The organism is Bacteroidales bacterium (genome assembly GCA_014860585.1).
GTDB lineage: Bacteria > Bacteroidota > Bacteroidia > Bacteroidales > 4484-276 > RZYY01.
Genome location: JACZJL010000007.1, coordinates 90910 through 107579, shown reverse-complemented (window position 1 = coordinate 107579; position 16670 = coordinate 90910). Strand labels below are relative to the sequence as shown.

The 16670-nt window shown below is 43.5% G+C and carries 12 protein-coding genes; 4 read left to right on the top strand and 8 right to left on the bottom strand.

Going from position 1 to position 16670, the window contains the following annotated elements; all coding sequences use genetic code 11:
* Nucleotides 1-133: 133 nt before the first annotated feature.
* A complete protein-coding gene (locus IH598_00910; protein MBE0637062.1) occupies nucleotides 134-2653 on the bottom strand; it encodes a prolyl oligopeptidase family serine peptidase in 2520 nt (839 codons plus the stop codon).
* Between the two features lie 893 nt (nucleotides 2654-3546).
* Between IH598_00910 and IH598_00905 the strand changes: the two genes are divergently transcribed.
* The 3 genes from IH598_00905 to IH598_00895 all read left to right on the top strand — a co-directional run bounded on the left by IH598_00905 (nucleotide 3547) and on the right by IH598_00895 (nucleotide 5244).
* Complete coding sequence (locus IH598_00905) at nucleotides 3547-3807, top strand: hypothetical protein (protein MBE0637061.1); 261 nt, start codon at nucleotides 3547-3549, stop codon at nucleotides 3805-3807.
* 50 nt (nucleotides 3808-3857) lie between these two features.
* Nucleotides 3858-4760, top strand: coding sequence for a GIY-YIG nuclease family protein (locus IH598_00900; protein MBE0637060.1), 903 nt, complete (start codon nucleotides 3858-3860; stop codon nucleotides 4758-4760).
* 112 nt (nucleotides 4761-4872) lie between these two features.
* Nucleotides 4873-5244 (top strand): hypothetical protein, encoded by a 372-nt coding sequence (locus IH598_00895; GenBank protein ID MBE0637059.1) that lies wholly within the window; start codon nucleotides 4873-4875, stop codon nucleotides 5242-5244.
* Nucleotides 5245-6343: 1099 nt separating this feature from the next.
* Here IH598_00895 and IH598_00890 read toward each other — a convergent pair.
* The 5 genes from IH598_00890 to IH598_00870 all read right to left on the bottom strand — a co-directional run bounded on the left by IH598_00890 (nucleotide 6344) and on the right by IH598_00870 (nucleotide 11736).
* Nucleotides 6344-7327 carry an endonuclease/exonuclease/phosphatase gene (locus tag IH598_00890; protein ID MBE0637058.1) on the bottom strand — a complete coding sequence of 328 codons (984 nt, stop codon included), beginning with the start codon at nucleotides 7325-7327 and terminating at the stop codon, nucleotides 6344-6346.
* 34 nt (nucleotides 7328-7361) lie between these two features.
* On the bottom strand, nucleotides 7362-7988 hold the full coding sequence (gene ruvC / locus IH598_00885; protein MBE0637057.1) for a crossover junction endodeoxyribonuclease RuvC: 627 nt from the start codon (nucleotides 7986-7988) through the stop codon (nucleotides 7362-7364).
* A 372-nt stretch (nucleotides 7989-8360) separates the two neighbouring features.
* Complete coding sequence (locus IH598_00880; protein MBE0637056.1) at nucleotides 8361-9050, bottom strand: 2-C-methyl-D-erythritol 4-phosphate cytidylyltransferase; 690 nt, start codon at nucleotides 9048-9050, stop codon at nucleotides 8361-8363.
* A gap of 177 nt (nucleotides 9051-9227) precedes the next feature.
* Nucleotides 9228-10277 carry a tRNA preQ1(34) S-adenosylmethionine ribosyltransferase-isomerase QueA gene (queA, locus tag IH598_00875; GenBank protein MBE0637055.1) on the bottom strand — a complete coding sequence of 350 codons (1050 nt, stop codon included), beginning with the start codon at nucleotides 10275-10277 and terminating at the stop codon, nucleotides 9228-9230.
* 253 nt (nucleotides 10278-10530) lie between these two features.
* Complete coding sequence (locus IH598_00870; protein MBE0637054.1) at nucleotides 10531-11736, bottom strand: peptidoglycan DD-metalloendopeptidase family protein; 1206 nt, start codon at nucleotides 11734-11736, stop codon at nucleotides 10531-10533.
* A gap of 191 nt (nucleotides 11737-11927) precedes the next feature.
* Here IH598_00870 and IH598_00865 point away from each other — a divergent pair, with 191 nt between their 5' ends.
* Nucleotides 11928-13841, top strand: coding sequence for a hypothetical protein (locus IH598_00865; protein ID MBE0637053.1), 1914 nt, complete (start codon nucleotides 11928-11930; stop codon nucleotides 13839-13841).
* A gap of 60 nt (nucleotides 13842-13901) precedes the next feature.
* Here IH598_00865 and IH598_00860 read toward each other — a convergent pair whose 3' ends face one another.
* Nucleotides 13902-15530 carry a T9SS type A sorting domain-containing protein gene (locus IH598_00860; GenBank protein MBE0637052.1) on the bottom strand — a complete coding sequence of 543 codons (1629 nt, stop codon included), beginning with the start codon at nucleotides 15528-15530 and terminating at the stop codon, nucleotides 13902-13904.
* An 84-nt stretch (nucleotides 15531-15614) separates the two neighbouring features.
* Nucleotides 15615-16667: a 5-methylcytosine-specific restriction endonuclease system specificity protein McrC gene (gene mcrC, locus IH598_00855; protein ID MBE0637051.1), complete on the bottom strand. Its 1053-nt coding sequence runs from the start codon at nucleotides 16665-16667 to the stop codon at nucleotides 15615-15617.
* Nucleotides 16668-16670 lie beyond the last annotated feature (3 nt).

Sequence of the window (16670 nt, the reverse complement as noted above, 5' to 3'; positions counted from 1 at the left end):
ACACCGGCATTTTCGCTTTTTGATTAAGCCAAAGTTAACCTTGTGTTAAGTTAATGTTAAGTGAAAACGATTGATGGTTTATCCTTACTAATTCATTAACCATCAATACGTTTAAAAGACGGAAAAAAAGGAATCAGAACCAGGAAATCCTGAATTCCCCGGTTTCGATGTCCCATTGATTTCCAAAGAAACCGGAAACTTTCACTCCGTCCAGGCCATCTTTGATCCAGTCGGTATTAAATATCAGCAGGTCGGGGTACCCTGTTATCCCGGAGAAGTATTCGTTTCCAAATGCCGCTTTCATGCCTTCAGCACCCGTTCCGGAAATAACACCCACGGAGGCAAAGTCGCTATCAGGACGGGGAAAGAGAAAATAAGCCGCAAGATTTCCACCTTCTAAAATATCAGATCCAAATCTTATCCAGTCATTACCCACCTGAACAGGGCAATCAGCAAGCAATATAGGCCATGCGCTGTTGTTTTCGGAGTTGCCGTAGATGATTACATTGCGGTCAGGGTAACTTTCAGGCGAAAAATCCTTGTCAGCAATCACATCCACTGAACTGTTTCCCCGATAGAGGAAAGTTTCGGCATCATAACGCGCTTTGTTCATCCACCATTGGTTTTCCAGTTCGCTTCCGTGCGTGGCATAAACAAAAAGGACATGGTTGGTGAATGCCAGTTTGAAACCACCACTGCGACCGGGATGCTTTTCCGAGAAATTCAGTTCAGGAATTAAATTCCATTGACCATTTTCCATTTTAAGGTGAATATCTTCAGCGCCCTGAGCGTTGATTACCTGTTCATCAATGACAATCACCGGGTTGGACGAAAATTCAAGCAGAGACAACAGCAACGTTAAGTTCCTGACATTTCCTGAATTGACCTGGATCGTATCGTTTTGCCTGATGGCTTTGATGGTCGAATGTTCATAAGGGACTACCTGCTGATTGATCCGGATCCAATAGTTGGAGGCAGAAACAGCCGGTGAAGCGGTAATGAATTCAATTTCCCGGACATCTTTGGTTTGAGGGATTGTATTTTGCCTGAGGAAATCGAACAATGGAGGCCAGTCCATACTGTGGTCGCCATACCAGTGCGAGCCTCCGGGGTACTCATAATAAGCAAAGTTGTTGTGAAACCCGCCCAGCACCCCTCTCATCCTCCGCGCCTGCTCGACCGACACCACGCCATCGGCGCCGCCATGCAATACATACACGCCGGATTGCAGGTAGTTCCTGGCCAGATCAACAGTCCTTCCGGCCAGCGCGCTGCGACAAATCATTCCAAAGTGAGGATTGTTTTTAATGGCAGTGTCTGATCCGTCGCGGCGGTACCCGATGATGTCGGGATAACCGGCACATGGCGCCATTGCAGCCCATTTGTCGGGGTAGGTGGCGCCCAGGAACCACGAACCGTGCCCTCCCATCGAGTGACCGGTGAGATAGGTGCGCGACGTATCGGTATTGAACAATTTTCTCCCCTCGTGCAAGACCTCAAGGGCATCCATCCTCCCCCACTCTTCCCAGTTGAACCCAAAAGGACGCCGGTTTGTGGGGGCAACGATGTGTGCCCAGTCCTTTTGCTTATAGGCTCTTGCCTGGTTGGTGGCTTCCACCGAAGCGCCGTGCACCGATAGAACCAGCGCCTGTCCGTCTGCATCTGAAAGTGAGGGAGCTATGCTAAAGTACTGCACACTGCCATCAATTTGGCTGATGAATGTTCTTTCGTGGTGACGCCCGGCATCTGTGACCTTGAGTTTGATTGTAGTGCGGTCAATTTCTTTTCCATTTTCATCTGCAAGAACGAGGGTAGCCATCAGGGTGTCGGCCGGGAGTGGCTGTATTGTTCCGGGAATCCTGAATTTTACTTTTCTGACAGATAGGGGCATGATGTCGTCGGTTTTATAGATAGCTGTCTCACCGGTTTCGAGTGTGCAATGAATGCTCAATCCTTTTACCGATTTATCCGAGGCATTTACAACCCGGATGGCGCCCCATTTTTCCTCTATTTCGCCTCTGATCACTGAAGGCAGGGTCATGTCCCGGTGTGTAAACTGCAGCTCTTTATCCGGAATCACGACTGCTGCACTCACCCTTCCAAAACGACCAAAAGTATAAACAAACTGGTTCAATCCATTTTTCAAACGGAAGGGGATCAGGGTGTAACCATAATCGTAATGGTCGCCCTCGTGTGGCATGCCATTGATGAAAACCCTTGTATGCCCGGTTGCATCGAGGAGGGCAATGCGTTCCTCCGGTGAGTCCAGTTCGGTGTAAACATAAGCCCTGCCCAGATCCCCTTTGAAATAACCTGTCGAATCTACTGCTAAAAGTTCCCATTGCAATGGACTGGAACTTTCTTTATACCGGTCGCTTAATGGCTTTCCCGCTTCAGGACGTTCAAAGCGGTTCACTGCCATCTGCCAGAAAACAATATCCTGTGTGCCGGTCAACATGCCGGGAACCATGGCATTCCGCAACACATAAGCTTTGGTGAACTTGTGGACTACATTGCCTTCTTCGATACTTTCCACTTTGTCCTTGCCAAAGATTTCCACAATATCGCCTGTGCGCTGTGCAAGGAGGTTAAACGTTGAAAGAATGGCCAGGAAGCCGGTGCACAATGCAATTTTGATGAGACGGGTAATCATGATCAATATTTTTTTTTGAAAAGTGAATGAGTGATCTGTTTGCAAAAGTAAGAAAGCATCCGAAGACGCCGGGTTAAAGGTAGGAATTATTATTTTAAGGGGTCCAATTAATATCCTTTTTTCCAATTTCTTGCTTTTTTTGGCAGAATTTTCTGCCGAAGGCATCCATAGGAAAATGACAAATGTCTCCAAAGGAGACCTACGGACAAAAGACAAATAAATACGAAATTTGAAAAATTCAACTACCAAACGGGTCTACATTCATTCCTGCCAGACTGCGTCACCCTGCCAGACTGCCCTGCCTGCGTGACGCAGTCAGGCAGGGTGACGCAGGCAGGGCTGCTTTCACTGTTTGGATTTTTGATCCTTTGAACATTGTCCAAAGGACTCCTATGGAGAGTTTTATTTGTCCAAAGGACTCCTATGGAGAGATTTGTTTATTGAATTTTGTCCGCAGTACTCCTTTGGAGTAATTTCTGGTTTATTCAGGTTAGGTACTTTGTTTTCTTTGTGAAACTTTCCCGCATGGGAGTGACAGGTTGTGCAACAACATTTATAGCTGTAGCACAGAGTAACAGAGAAAAGGCACAGAGTACCACAGAGAATGCCTGATCAACTTCAATTATATCAGTGAGTTGGAGTAAGTATTAAGATTGCAATTTGTTACTTATCAATTTTTGTTCATCATCATTCAAAAAATTTGCACACGGATGACGCGGATTCAACTGATTTTCACAGATCGGTGTAAATCCGTATCATCTGTGTAATCCGTGTTCTATTTTCTTGTTGAGTTTAGATTAAATTAATTGAGGTGTCTGAACCCCTCAAAAAAAAGAGTAAAAATTTGCATAACGGAAAATTGTTACATTTGCCCATAAAACTAAACACCGGTAATGCCTTTACTCTGCGCCATACAGCCTGCCTGCACTGATTACCGGATCATCATCAATTTTCCAATGCCAGCGCCCGGCCTGCAAAACAGCCGCTTCACTGCGCCCATAGTTACTGTGCCACCAGCCGGTAACGCCTTACCAATGCCAGGTGCAACGGAACATAATCCACTTGTGGCGGGTGAAAAGGTTGGAAGTGAGGCTGAGTCTGTTCAAGTCAGTCAATTTGGAAGAGAAGATTTATGGCAAAAAGTGACAGGTTGATTAGGATATTTACTAGTTATGGCTCATTGTAAAACGACATGCAACAAAGAATGAAATTCGGTAAAACAATAAAAATATTTCTTATAGATGGTGACCCCAACGGACGGATGAGTTGTGAACTTTCCAACTGGTCAGGGAAAGCATATAAAATTCCAAGAATAAAAGTAAAAGACTGTTCCGACCGTGACGACTTGACAAGCACTGGTGTTTATCTACTTTTTGGGAAAGATGATGACGGGAAAGATCAAGTTTACATCGGAGAAGCGGAATCAATTTTAAAAAGACTAAATCAACAATTGACTTCAAAGGACTTTTGGAATGAAACCATAGTTTTTATAAGCAAAGACGAAAATTTAAACAAAGCCCACATAAAATATTTGGAGAACAGACTACACGAAATTGCAAAATCAGCAAATCGCTATAAAGTTGACAACTTTATTATACCGACTCAATCCTCAATTTCTGAATCTGACAGAGCAGAAATGGAAGAATTCATTGAATATATCAAAATGCTTGTAAACACTTTAGGACACAAAGTATTTGACGAGAAAAGAGAATTTAAAACAAAGCAAAAAACAGCAACATTTTTTGTAAAAGCAGCACGCGGAGCGGACGGACAAGGAGAGCCAAGTTCAGACGGCTTTGTAGTTTTTAAAGGTTCAAAAGCAGCAGCAACTATTGTAAACTCAATGACTCCAAATTTCATCACATATAGACAAAAACTCATTGACGAAGGAGTTTTAACTGACAAAGGTGAGTATTTGGAATTTACGGACGACTATATTTTCAGCAGCCCTTCGACCGCAGCAGTTATGGTGATGGGACGGAATGCAAACGGACTGACAGAATGGAAATCAAAAGATGGCAAGACATTGAAAGAATTTGAAACGGATGAAAGAACAACGAAGCCACAACAGGCGTTTGGCACAATGGCGGGTGACGTGGTTAATTGAACATTCTAACTCGCATAAACTTTTGTGGAGTATTGACAGTGAAGTGCTTCGAAATCGCCAACTTCTTGCAGCTGCCAAACTTTATGCACCATTTTAACAGACATCGAAAATTATGAAAACAGCAATTTATCTTTCAGGAATAACAGGAACACTTCTTTTGGTGTTGGGAATTATCGGAATAATGCTGGAATTTCTTTTGAACAACGTATTGCTAATACTTGGGTTAGTTTTACTATTCATTATTTTTCTACCCCTGATCATTATTGAAAGATATCTTTCTGATAAAAAGATTGATAAAATCATTGATGCACATAAAGAAACGGATAGAAAGTCTGTTCGTTCAGAGAAAGGAGATTCAGAAACTAAGGGGTGGGGAATGAACAATTCACCGTTCAGAGAACGTAAATCTGGTTTGACCTGGGGAGGAGGAAATATTAAAGGCGCCAGTGCCTCAAGAGGAACAAGAAAATCATTTTTAAAATAGTATCCTTACCAAAAGAAAGATACAATAAAAAACATTTGGGGTTCAGTGGTTTGAGCGTTTTGTTCCCGCTTTATTCTTGTTGGTGGACAAGTTTGCAGCCCGAAAACCCAACCGTTTCATATTGCCAATCCGTTAGCCTCTAAATTTCTCCCTGTGAGAGAAAACCCGTCGGGGATTATCAAGTTGCAGCTTTGCGGCTCTCTGCGTAAAAACTCTGCGGCTCTCTGCGGTTTAACCTCATGTTTTTTTACCGCAGAGATACGCTAAGAAGGCGCAAAGAACCGCAGAGTAAAAACTTTTAGCTGGCCAAGAGAAATTTCATTCGTGAATCAGTAGGCGCCCTGATCGGAGGGGCAGTTAAAAATTCTAACAATCTAAACAATCCCGTACGTACGGGAGTTAGTTTTCCTGAGTTGTGACATTTAGTGCGGTACTACACCCCATTGTTTTTCGTATTTGAGGGCTAAAGTTCTTGAGAATTGCCTAAATGAAAAAAAAAGAATAAATTTTGTTTAGGAGATTCTCAAGTACTTAACAGCAAATTTATGTTACTAAGCAGAAAAAATAGAAAAACGATACTTAGTGCGGTAATTTTCGTTTTTTTATTAATTAAAATACACATAATCAGCATTTTATGAATCATTTTTTTGTAAAAATTGCTAAGCGTCACAAGTCAGGAAGTTTGCAGCCCGAAAACCCAACCGTTTCATATTGCCAATCCGTTAGCCTCTAAAATTTCTCCCTGTGAGAGAAAAGCCCGTCGGGGATTATCAAGTTGCAGCTTTGCGGCTCTCTGCGTAAAAACTCTGCGGCTCTCTGCGGTTTAACCTCATGTTTTTTTACCACAGAGTTACGCTTAGAAGGCGCAAAGAACCGCAGAGTAAAAACTTTTAGCTGGCCAAGAGAAAATTCATTCGTGAATCAGTAGGCGCCCTGATCGGAGGGGCAGTTAAAAATTCTAACAATCTAAACAATCCCGTACGTACGGGAGTTAGTTTTGTCAGCTAAGCGCCTATGTCCCTATTCTCAATGATAAATGTAACCGTTGGCTTGTAAACAAGCTTATGAGGGTCATACGGAAGAATTCTCATAGGCAAAATTACTCCCCGATTACAATCGAAATGGGATAGTGATCGCTGAAGCCGTTCGGATTGTACCTGCTCTTTTCTGCCGGGCGGCTGAAAGGGATGGGATTCGGGTACCTGCCCCCGCTGATCATTTCGCCGAACATCTCGATTCTGACCAGATATTCCCCCGCGTCATCCTGTGCTACCCTGAATTTTCCAGTGGTTTTAATCATTTCTTTTGACACCATAAACTGGTCAATGACCATTGGTGAATTGGAAAAATAAAATGTTCCTTCCGACTTTCCCAGCTTAGGCCACATCAGGTTAAAAAGTTGTGTTGACCTGGCGAAAATCACATTGGTACTGTTGTTTGATGAGAGTGCATAATCCATGATGGACCGGTTAAATGGCTCGTCGTTGAAGTCGCCCATAACGAGGATCGGAATGTCGCTCCCTCTGATCTCGGTGATGCGTTGCAGCCAGTAACTCAGCGTTTCGGCAGCGATGATCCGGTAAGGTTCCGACTCATACACCCCTGCAGAGCGCGCCGGCCAGTGGTTTCCGATGACAATCAGCGGTTTGCCTTTGGTGGTGATGAAATTCACCTGGAACAAATCGCGGGTCGGGTTGCGCCTCAGCACAGTGTAGAAGAACGACTGTTCAAAGACGAATTTCGATTTATCGTAGATAAAGGCTAGATCGATACCCCGGTTGTCGGACATGTCGTGATGAACGATCCCGTAATCCCTTCCCAGCGCATTCAAGCCGGCTACCAGGCGCTCCAGGACGGCCTTGTTTTCGACCTCGCACACTCCCAACAGGTCGGGACCTGCATTGCTATTCATCTTCATGATGATCGAACAAAGGTTGTTGATCTTCCGCTGCAACACGCTGTCAGTCCAGCCTTTCAGTTCAGGTTCCAGCTTTTTTTTCATCCAGGCATCGCGGTTCGCCGAATTGTACACATCAAAAAGGTTTTCAAGGTTCCACCAGGCGACGAAGTATTTGGTTTTCATAGGTATAATTCATGTTTTATTTAACATATTTCGTTCATTTAATTCTGTCCGGGTTCTCCGTCAGGAAGCTCTTCCAGCCGGTGTAGGATTTGCCTTCGGGCGATTTTGTGCGTTTGAAATAATGACAGACGGCGGCGGCGAGGCCATCGGTAGCGTCGAGCGTGTCGGGGTTTTTGCCAAACTTGAGCAGGTTTTCGAGCATGGCGGCCACCTGTTCTTTGGAAGCGTTTCCGTTGCCGGTGATGGACTTTTTGATTTGCAGGGGCGAATATTCAAAAATCGGGATGTCGCGGTAAAGTGCTGCAGCCATGGCAACACCCTGTGCGCGCCCGAGTTTGAGCATGGATTGAACATTTTTACCGTAAAATGGCGCTTCAATGGAGAACTCATCGGGCTTATACTGGTCAACCAAAGCGAGGGTGCGCTCAAAGATTTTGCGCAGGCGCAAAGGCTGGCTGCTGAATTTCGACAGTTTGAGCACGCCCATCGCCAGCATTTTCATCGCCCTGCCGTTGTCGCTGATTACGCCATAGCCCATCACTGTTGTGCCGGGGTCAATGCCAAGAATTATCCGTTCGGTTTTATTTTCCAACTTCTCATTGTTTAATTCCGTGCAAATATAGTCAGTGTTTGCCAGAAAACTCTTAAAGTTGAAAATCATTGTTTGCTCCAACCCTAACCTGGACAAGCGAGAAATAACAAAAATCAAACATCAAAATACAAATAAATCTCATCCCAAAGCTTTGGGAGTTAATGACAAAAAATACAAAAAGCTAACTCTCTGGAAATGTTTTGTATTTGTTTATTTGATTTTGGAATTTATTTGTCTTTTGTCTTTTGACATTTGAAAATTCTGCTAAAAAAAGCAAGAAAATTAAAAAATAAGATATTAAAGGGAGCAATGATTTTCAACGATTTACTCCCGGAATTTATCCCGACAAGGTCGGGAGGGCGGGGAAATTAAATCGTTGAAAATCAATTTAGAGTGTTTTCTGGCAAACACTGGTTAGTTGGCAGGAAGGTAAACAGAAATTCAGCGTTTGGCCTGTGCGCCGGTTTGTTGATGCAGGATGGCTTCGGCGTAGATCAGATCGGCAGGCCTGGTGATCTTGATGTTTTCGGGTGCTCCGGGGATGAGGTGGATGGTATGTCCTGCTGCTTCAAATACCGTGGCATCGTCGGTAAATTCCGGCTTAAAAGGTCTTTCATAAGCCTCGGCAATAAGGTCGGTTTTGAAAGTTTGAGGTGTTTGTACCAGAAGAAACAAATCACGGTCAACGGGATAACTCGATTCGCCTTCTGTTTTCCTGAGCGATTCGGCGGGAGGGATCACAGGTATGGCGCTTCCAAACTTTGCTGCAGCTTCAAAACTATCTTTGATTAACTGTTCCTGAACCAGCGGCCTTACACCGTCATGGATTGCCACCAGGCCTCCGGGCATGGCATGTTGAAGTCCCTTTTTCACCGAATAAAAACGCTCGCTGCCGCCTGTTTCAATTTGATGTGGAATGGTGAAACGATGCTGCGAACATAGCCTATTCCATGTGTCAATATGATCGAACGGCAGCACAAGGACGATATTCATTTTTTGATCGAAATGAAAAAACTTCAGGATTGTATGCATCAGCATAGGTTTGCCTGCAATTTCGAGAAACTGCTTTGGCGTTTCGCTGTTCATCCTCAGCCCTATGCCACCGGCCACTATGATTACTGTCTTTTTCATTTTTTGGGGTATCGAAAAAGAGGCTGTCTCAAAAGTTTAAACGGTTCACGCAAAGGTCGCTAAGATGAAACGCAAAGAACGTAAAATATTTATTTTAAAGTACTTACACTTTGCGTGCTTTGCGAAATCTTTGCGCTCTTTGCGTGGGATAAGACTTTTGATACAGCCTCTTTTTTATTACAATATCAGCATTGCATCGCCGTAGGAGAAGAACTTGTATTTTTTCTGAACGGCTTCTTTGTATGCTTTCATCAAAAATTCGTATCCTGAGAATGAAGATACCAGCATCATCATGCTTGACACGGGAAGGTGGAAGTTGGTAACCATCGCGTTGGCCAGGCGGAATTCGTAAGGCGGGAAGATGAATTTGTTGGTCCAGCCGCTAAACGGTTTCAGATGCCCTGAAATGGTAAGTGCCGATTCCATGGCTTTCATTGTGGTGGTTCCCACAGCGCAAACTTTCTTTTTGTTGTCTTTGGCCTTGTTCACGATTTCTGAACAGATTTCATCAACGCTCATATCCTCCGAATCCATTTTGTGCTTTGAAAGATCTTCCACTTCAATCTGGCGGAAATTGCCTAAACCGGCATGCAGCGTTAATTCAGCGAAGTTGACACCAGCCAGTTCGAGGCGTTTCATCAACTCGCGGCTGAAGTGCAGTCCGGCAGTGGGGGCTGCAACTGCGCCCTCATGTTTGGCAAAAATGGTTTGATACCATTCCTCATCTTCCGGTTTTACATCGCGGTTAATGGTCTTTGGCAAGGGAGTTTTTCCCATCGCCTGTAACATCCGCTTGAATTCGGGATAGGGACCGTCGTAGAGGAACCTGAGCGTTCTGCCTCGCGATGTGGTGTTGTCAATGACTTCGGCCACCAGTTCGTCCTGATCGCCAAAATAGAGTTTGTTCCCAATCCTGATTTTTCGTGCAGGATCAACAAGCACGTCCCACAAACGGGTTTCCTGGTTCAGTTCACGCAACAGGAACACTTCGATGCGGGCGCCGGTCTTTTCTTTTATTCCCATCAGTTTGGCCGGAAAAACTTTTGTGTTGTTCAATACCATGACATCCCCATCGGAAAAGTAGTTCAGGATGTCGGTAAACACCTTGTGCTCGATGGTTTGTGTTTTCCGGTCAAGCACCATCATCCGGCATTGGTCACGATTGTCTGTGGGTTGAAGGGCAATTAGTTCTGGGGGAAGGTGAAATTTAAATTGCGATAATTTCATAGATTAATTGAGTTAAAGAAAGATAATGTTGTTAAAAAAGGATGCAAATATAGTGTGTACGAAAGCAGAAGTCAAGTATTTTTAAAAATAAATTCTGACAGGAGAACAATCGGTTGGGTTAATAGTTTTAAATTTGAATTCAAAAATTTGATTATGAGTGGCTTATTCTCAAAATTACTATTGATCGAAAAATGTAATGCTGTAAAAGGGTTTAATGCTGCTCATGGGATCCATGATGTGTTAAAACCTGATTTCACTTGCAATATTGCACGGCATCCTGCTGGTTAACAAGCCAGGGCAACGGATCAAGGAGTGTCTTCCCTTTCCAAAGTTCAAAATGCAGTTCCGTTCTGGCAGTTTCAGCATTGGTGAAGATCGTCCCGAGTTCCTGCCTGATACTTATTCTATCTCCAGGCTTTACTGAAGCATCAGCCAGGTTGGAGTAAACAGTCAGATACTCTCCGTGTCTGATTATAACCACTTTATGAAAGTTTCTGACCTCCATCACACGGGTCACCACACCATCGAAAACCGATCTTGCCTTCGACCCTGCTCCGGTAATCATATTAATCCCATTGTTTTTTATCTTTACCCGTTGAAGGTCAGGATGCTGATGTTCGCCAAACAGTGAAGTGACAATTCCAAATTCTGATGGCCAGGGCAGTTTGCCCAGGTTTTGCTGAAAAAGTTCAGAAAGTTGCTGATCATTAACAACCGGTGATTCGGAATGGCTTCCATCACCGGAATTGGAATCCATTTCGTTAACTGCTTGCTCTACCTTAATTTTCAGGTAATGATTGAACTGGTTCAATTGGTCATATTTCCTGGCAAGTTCTTTTTCTTTTTTGCTGAGTTCGGCAATCGCTCTGTCTTTCCGCATGATTTCACCATTCAATTGTTGTGTTTCGGCGAATAATTCTTTTATCAGCAGTTCATTTTTTTCAAGCCGTTGCTCTAATACTTCAGCCTCAGCGATATAACAGGATTCAACACGTTCGATGTTACGGATTTGTTCCTTTCGGTGTGATGTGTAGGCCCGATACCAGTTTAGCCTGTTAAAAACCTGGTTTAGATTGTCAGCAGCAAAAAAGTATAAGAGACTCTGACGTGCGTCTCCCTGCCGGTAAGCACCCAGGATCATTCGTGCATATTCTTCCCTGAGTAATTTGATCTCCTCATTCAGCGCATCGAGCTGAATCAGCGTAGTAAAAATCGTATCATAAAGGGACTCCTGTTCAGTCCGGTAATTTTCAATCAACTTTTTTCTGGAATTGATGGAGGCATGCAATACCGACAAATCAGATAGGGTGATCTGCCTGCTATCGCGTGTTTTATCGATGAGGGTTGCTGTATATTTAATCTCTTCTTGTAACTTAATCCGTTCGTTTTCAGCTACTTTTACAGAAATCTGGGATTGCAGGAACTGCAGGGACACCATAGAAAGTACTACCAAAACCATGACCGTTCTGCTGAGGAGAGCAGTTTTAATTAAGCCAGCTATTTTAACAGGGTTAATCAATGTGGAAAGTTTTTGGTGATGCAAATATACATTATCTGGTTAATAATGAGTTTCAAAGGTGACAAAGTCCAGATCAGGTGAATGTTGAATTTTACCTATTTTTGACCTCTGAAACTTAAATGCAGCCGGTGTTGAGAAATAGATTTCATTTTTATGCTTTGTTTACAGCGCTGATGATCGCTGGGTCTGTTACGGGGCAGATCTATAACCCGACGTTTTATCCAGCCGATTCCAATGCAGCAGTATTTTACCTTAACCGGCTCGATTTTCAAAGTCCGCTCAGATTGAATTCCTATGATACCAGCCTGGTAGATTTTCAGGCTTACAACTGGCTCGACAGCCGCATCCCGTTTTATGCAACTTTGGGAAATTCCGGTTTGGCCTATCGTGATCTCGATTTTAATGTGAGCAGACCTACCGGTTTTTCTTACGGGATAAATACTTTTGACGCTTATCTTTTTCAGCAGGAAGAGATAAAATATTATCTCAATCCAAAGCCATTTACTGAACTGGATGTTGTTCTTGGCGCGAGCAAGGAACAAATGCTGAATGTGCGTCATCAGCAAAAGGTTTTCCGAAAATTATCCGTTGGGGTTGACTTTGAACACATTAATTCGTTAGGAACCTACCAGCGACAAAAATCAAATAACCGCAGGGTGGCCTTTAAAGCGAAATATTTTACCGATAACCTGAAGTATGGAGTAATTGCCAACTACACGAACAATAAAGTGATTGTGCAGGAAAGCGGAGGGATCGTATATGATTCGGTGTACGAAATGAACCTGGAGCCTGACCGCTCAATCATCGATATCAGGCTGCGTGATGCACAAAATACCATTCGGAAAGCCGGCGTCTATTTGCAGCAATATTACCAGATTTCAGCAAAAAAGGAAATGCCGAAGCAGGATTCGGGCTATATCCCCGACGAGCGATTCAGGCTAAGGCTGGGTAGACTTTCGCACAGTTTCAATTATGAAAAGAACGCGATGGTTTACTCCGACCTGAATCCACAATCGGGCTACTATCAGAACATTTATGTTGACTCGGTCAACACTTATGACTCGGTGTATTTTCAAAAGATTGAAATCGCTTTCGCGTGGTCAAATGCCGACTATATCGACCGCATGAAACCACAGCCGCTGCTCGTTTTGTTCGGGATTAAACACCAGTTGTCAAAGGTTGTGGATTCGTTAGTCAACCAGTCATTTACCCATCTGACACCTCATGGTGAAATCAGGTTCACCCCGCACCCGCTGTTTAATCTCGAAGGCAACGCCTCCCTGATTCTTTCCGATGATGAGTACCAGGGCGATTTTTCGATCATTGGTTTGGCCCAACTCGAGATTTTAAGAAAAAAAACGTACAGAACTACCTTTAACTTTGGCTTCGAAACTGCAAACCACGCGGCGCCTTACTTCTACCTGCATTACTTTTCCAACCATTTTGCATGGGACAACAATTTCAGCAAAACGCTGTCGAACAAACTCTCAGCCTTTATTACCCAGGATAAATTGAAACTCGGAGTTGACATCTCCACCATCAACAACCACCTGTACATCGGCGCTGATACCCTTCCGGCACAATACGGATCATCAGTTGAAGTGTTTAAGGCTTATTTTGAAAAAGGGGAGCGGGTGGGGAAATTTGATCTCATCGGAAGAGCGGTTTACCAAAAGTCTTCGCAGGAGGACATCATCCGGTTGCCGGAATTTATGGCTTACCTCACGATGACTTTCAATTTGAAATTGGTCAAAGGGGCGCTCGATACCCGTTCGGGGTTTGATCTGCGTTACAATTCGCCCTATTTTGCCGATGGCTATATGCCTGCGCTGCGTGCCTTTTATCTGCAGAACGAGCGGGAAACCGGAGGTTTTATCCATGCCGACTTTTTCATCAACTTTAAAGTGAAAAGGACGCGGTTCTTTCTGAAAGCCCAGAATATTCTATCCATTATCGTCCAGGAATATGATTATTACGCCGTTCCACATTACCCGATGCAGGACTTTGGAATCAAGTTCGGACTGGACTGGAGGTTTCATGATTGAGGAAGTTGGCAGACTAGAACGCGTAAGTGACGGCTTGCTCTTTATCAAAAATTATAACTCCTACCTTGAAATAACCACCTTCCGTTCGAAAGTTTTTGTGCCAACTGAAAGTATGCAGGTATATACTCCCGGCTTCATCATACCCTGTTCGCCATCTACTTGCCATGAAAACTCATGTTTGCCATTATTTAAAATTCCCGGTGCGAAGGTTTTTACTATTTGTCCGGAGGTGTTGCAGATCGAAAGCGTGACTTCGGCAGGTTGCAACAGGTAAAAGGAAAAAGTAACATTTTCGGCAGCCGGATTTGGATAAGGGGCATAAAACACCGCGTCATTAAAAATGGCCTGTTCCTGAATTCCAATCGGGAACTGATATTCATAAGCCCCCATATCAATGTTTTGGCCTATGAATCGCGGACTACCCGCGAGGTCAGTTTCAGGAATCATCAACCCGGTGGTGTCGGGCATGCCGGTGTTGATACAGGGTGATGTTTCGGTTAACCAAAACATGGATTCTCCAATATTTTCGAACATGGGGTCAGCATCAATGTTGTTGATGTATTCGCCAATATACGCTCCGCCGCTGCCTGCACCGGCAAAGCCTTCCCATCCCTCCTGAACATCACAGTGGTAAAAACTCGCCTGCGCAAAACTGTCCCAAAGGTAAACCTGCGTACCAACACCTGCCTGATTTCCCCAGATGATTGTATTATAAACCTTCGGGTTAATCGAGTCTTTGCAGTAAAATCCACCACCATACGACATACAGGAATTAAACACAATCGTATTGTTTACCCAGATCGGGCTGGAATTGTTGTTGGAAACACCTCCCCCGAAAAAATAGCCGAGATTGCCGTAAACAAGGTTATTACTGATCACATGACGGATAACTGGGACATGCAACACTCCCATTGCCCCTCCGATGGCGCTCTGGTTTTGGGTGAACGTGTTGAAATAAACCGGACAATCGGTGAACCTTACGGCGAGCGCTCCGCCAATCCCTGTGGACAAGTTGCCCACGAATGAGTTTCGCATGATGATGGGCTCGCCGTCGTCCGTGCAAACGGCGCCGCCATAACCCCACAACTGATTACTGCCGCCGGCAATGTTATTGCTGAACTGGTTGAGCAAAAGCAGGATATCCGCATTTTTCAGGTAAATGGCGCCCCCCTTGTCCATGGCTTTGTTTTGCGTGAAATGGCAACGGCTGATCTCTATTTTCGAGAAATCCCTGATGCAAATCGCTCCTCCGTATTTGAGCAACGAATCTTCGTGAACGGCTTTCCCATATTCAAACCAGCAATAGCTGAACATTGAAGAATCCACTGCCGGATTGAGCGCCTCGTATCTTATGCCAAGCCAGCCGCCACCCGGAATGGTATCGTTGTGGAAACCTGTTGTATCAGCTTTTGTAAAGTAAATAAGTTGATCCGGCAAGCCAACGGCCAGCAGCCTTCCTTTGATGTTAAACATAAAATCACCCTGGAAGATCACTTTAACCCCCGGATTGATGTACAATGATTCCACCTCCCGGATGTTGATGTCGCCGGTCACTTTCACGGTGTCAACATTCCACACTCCGGAAACGTCGCCCGAAACTTCGATGCTGGTTGCACCCGCTGCCAGGCTGAGATACATCATGACGACAAATGAAAAAGAGCGTAAAAACAATTTCATAAATTGTAGCATATCAAGTTAGGATTGAGATAATGTTGGGCAAAAATAAGCCAATTGGGAAGATGTGATGTAACGATTACCTAATAAATTATACTTTCAAATTGGCATTGAATCAAATTCAATAATGTCTTTTAAGCGTGATGAAATATTTCTCCAATTTGAATTTAAGTTAACTGTCCTTATCAAAATTTTATGTCCAGCATATTTAAAGTTCAAATTATAGTCTGTTTCAATTGTCGGATAAAGCAAAATCCCGGTTGCATTTTGAGTTTTAGAATTGTTCTCTTGCTGGTTTAACAGATAGCTGAACAACTGGTACATATTGGATGATTTAATTTTTTCCTTGTCATAATTCAAAGTCATTGTTTCTCGATAAAACTTAGCATCAATTATTACTTTCTCTGTTTCATTTTCCAAAGTAATGTCTGTCTCCATTTGCGGCAAGTACTGATAACTTTCGATGTCAGTATTGTCGAACTGCCACTTTATGGTTTCCTTTTTAACTGTTTTGTATTTGTTCTGTTCTATTCTATAAAAATTCCTGATGAATGCTTCAAACAGCTGATTCATCTTACTGTCATCTCTTGTAAAGTCTGAAAACTTATATTTTCCTTGCTCTTCCGAAGGAAATGTGCTTTCGTAAATGATTTGGCAAACATTCATTACAAAGCCATAGAAATGATTATTTCTGCTTAGTCTAACTTGTTTGAATAATGGATTGGTAATTTCAATTTGGTCAATGCCGGAGAGCATTCTTTGTAAGGAAACTAAATCGCTTTTAAGTTGCCTGTCAAGACCTTTGGTTCGGATAAGCCTGTTTATTGTTGAAACTAAAATTTGGTTTAAAAGTATGTTTGCAGAAAAATCATCAAAATTGCAAATGGTTCTTTGCTTGAAAAGCAAGTTGCTTTTGAGTGTTTGGCTGATTTGAACTTTCCCTTTAACGCCTCCAATTACTTCTGTATGGTCAACATAGTTTTTATCAATACCTCTCTTTAATATCATTTTAGTGGCGTTGATTAAAACCTTTGCAAAAAGGTCAAGCAATTCTGTTTTGTCGTCAATGCAAACGTCTACGCGTTCCTTCTCGTCTAGCTTATTCCAGGCATAGCAAAGTAGAAAGTAAATATTTTCAATAGGTATTTGCATCGG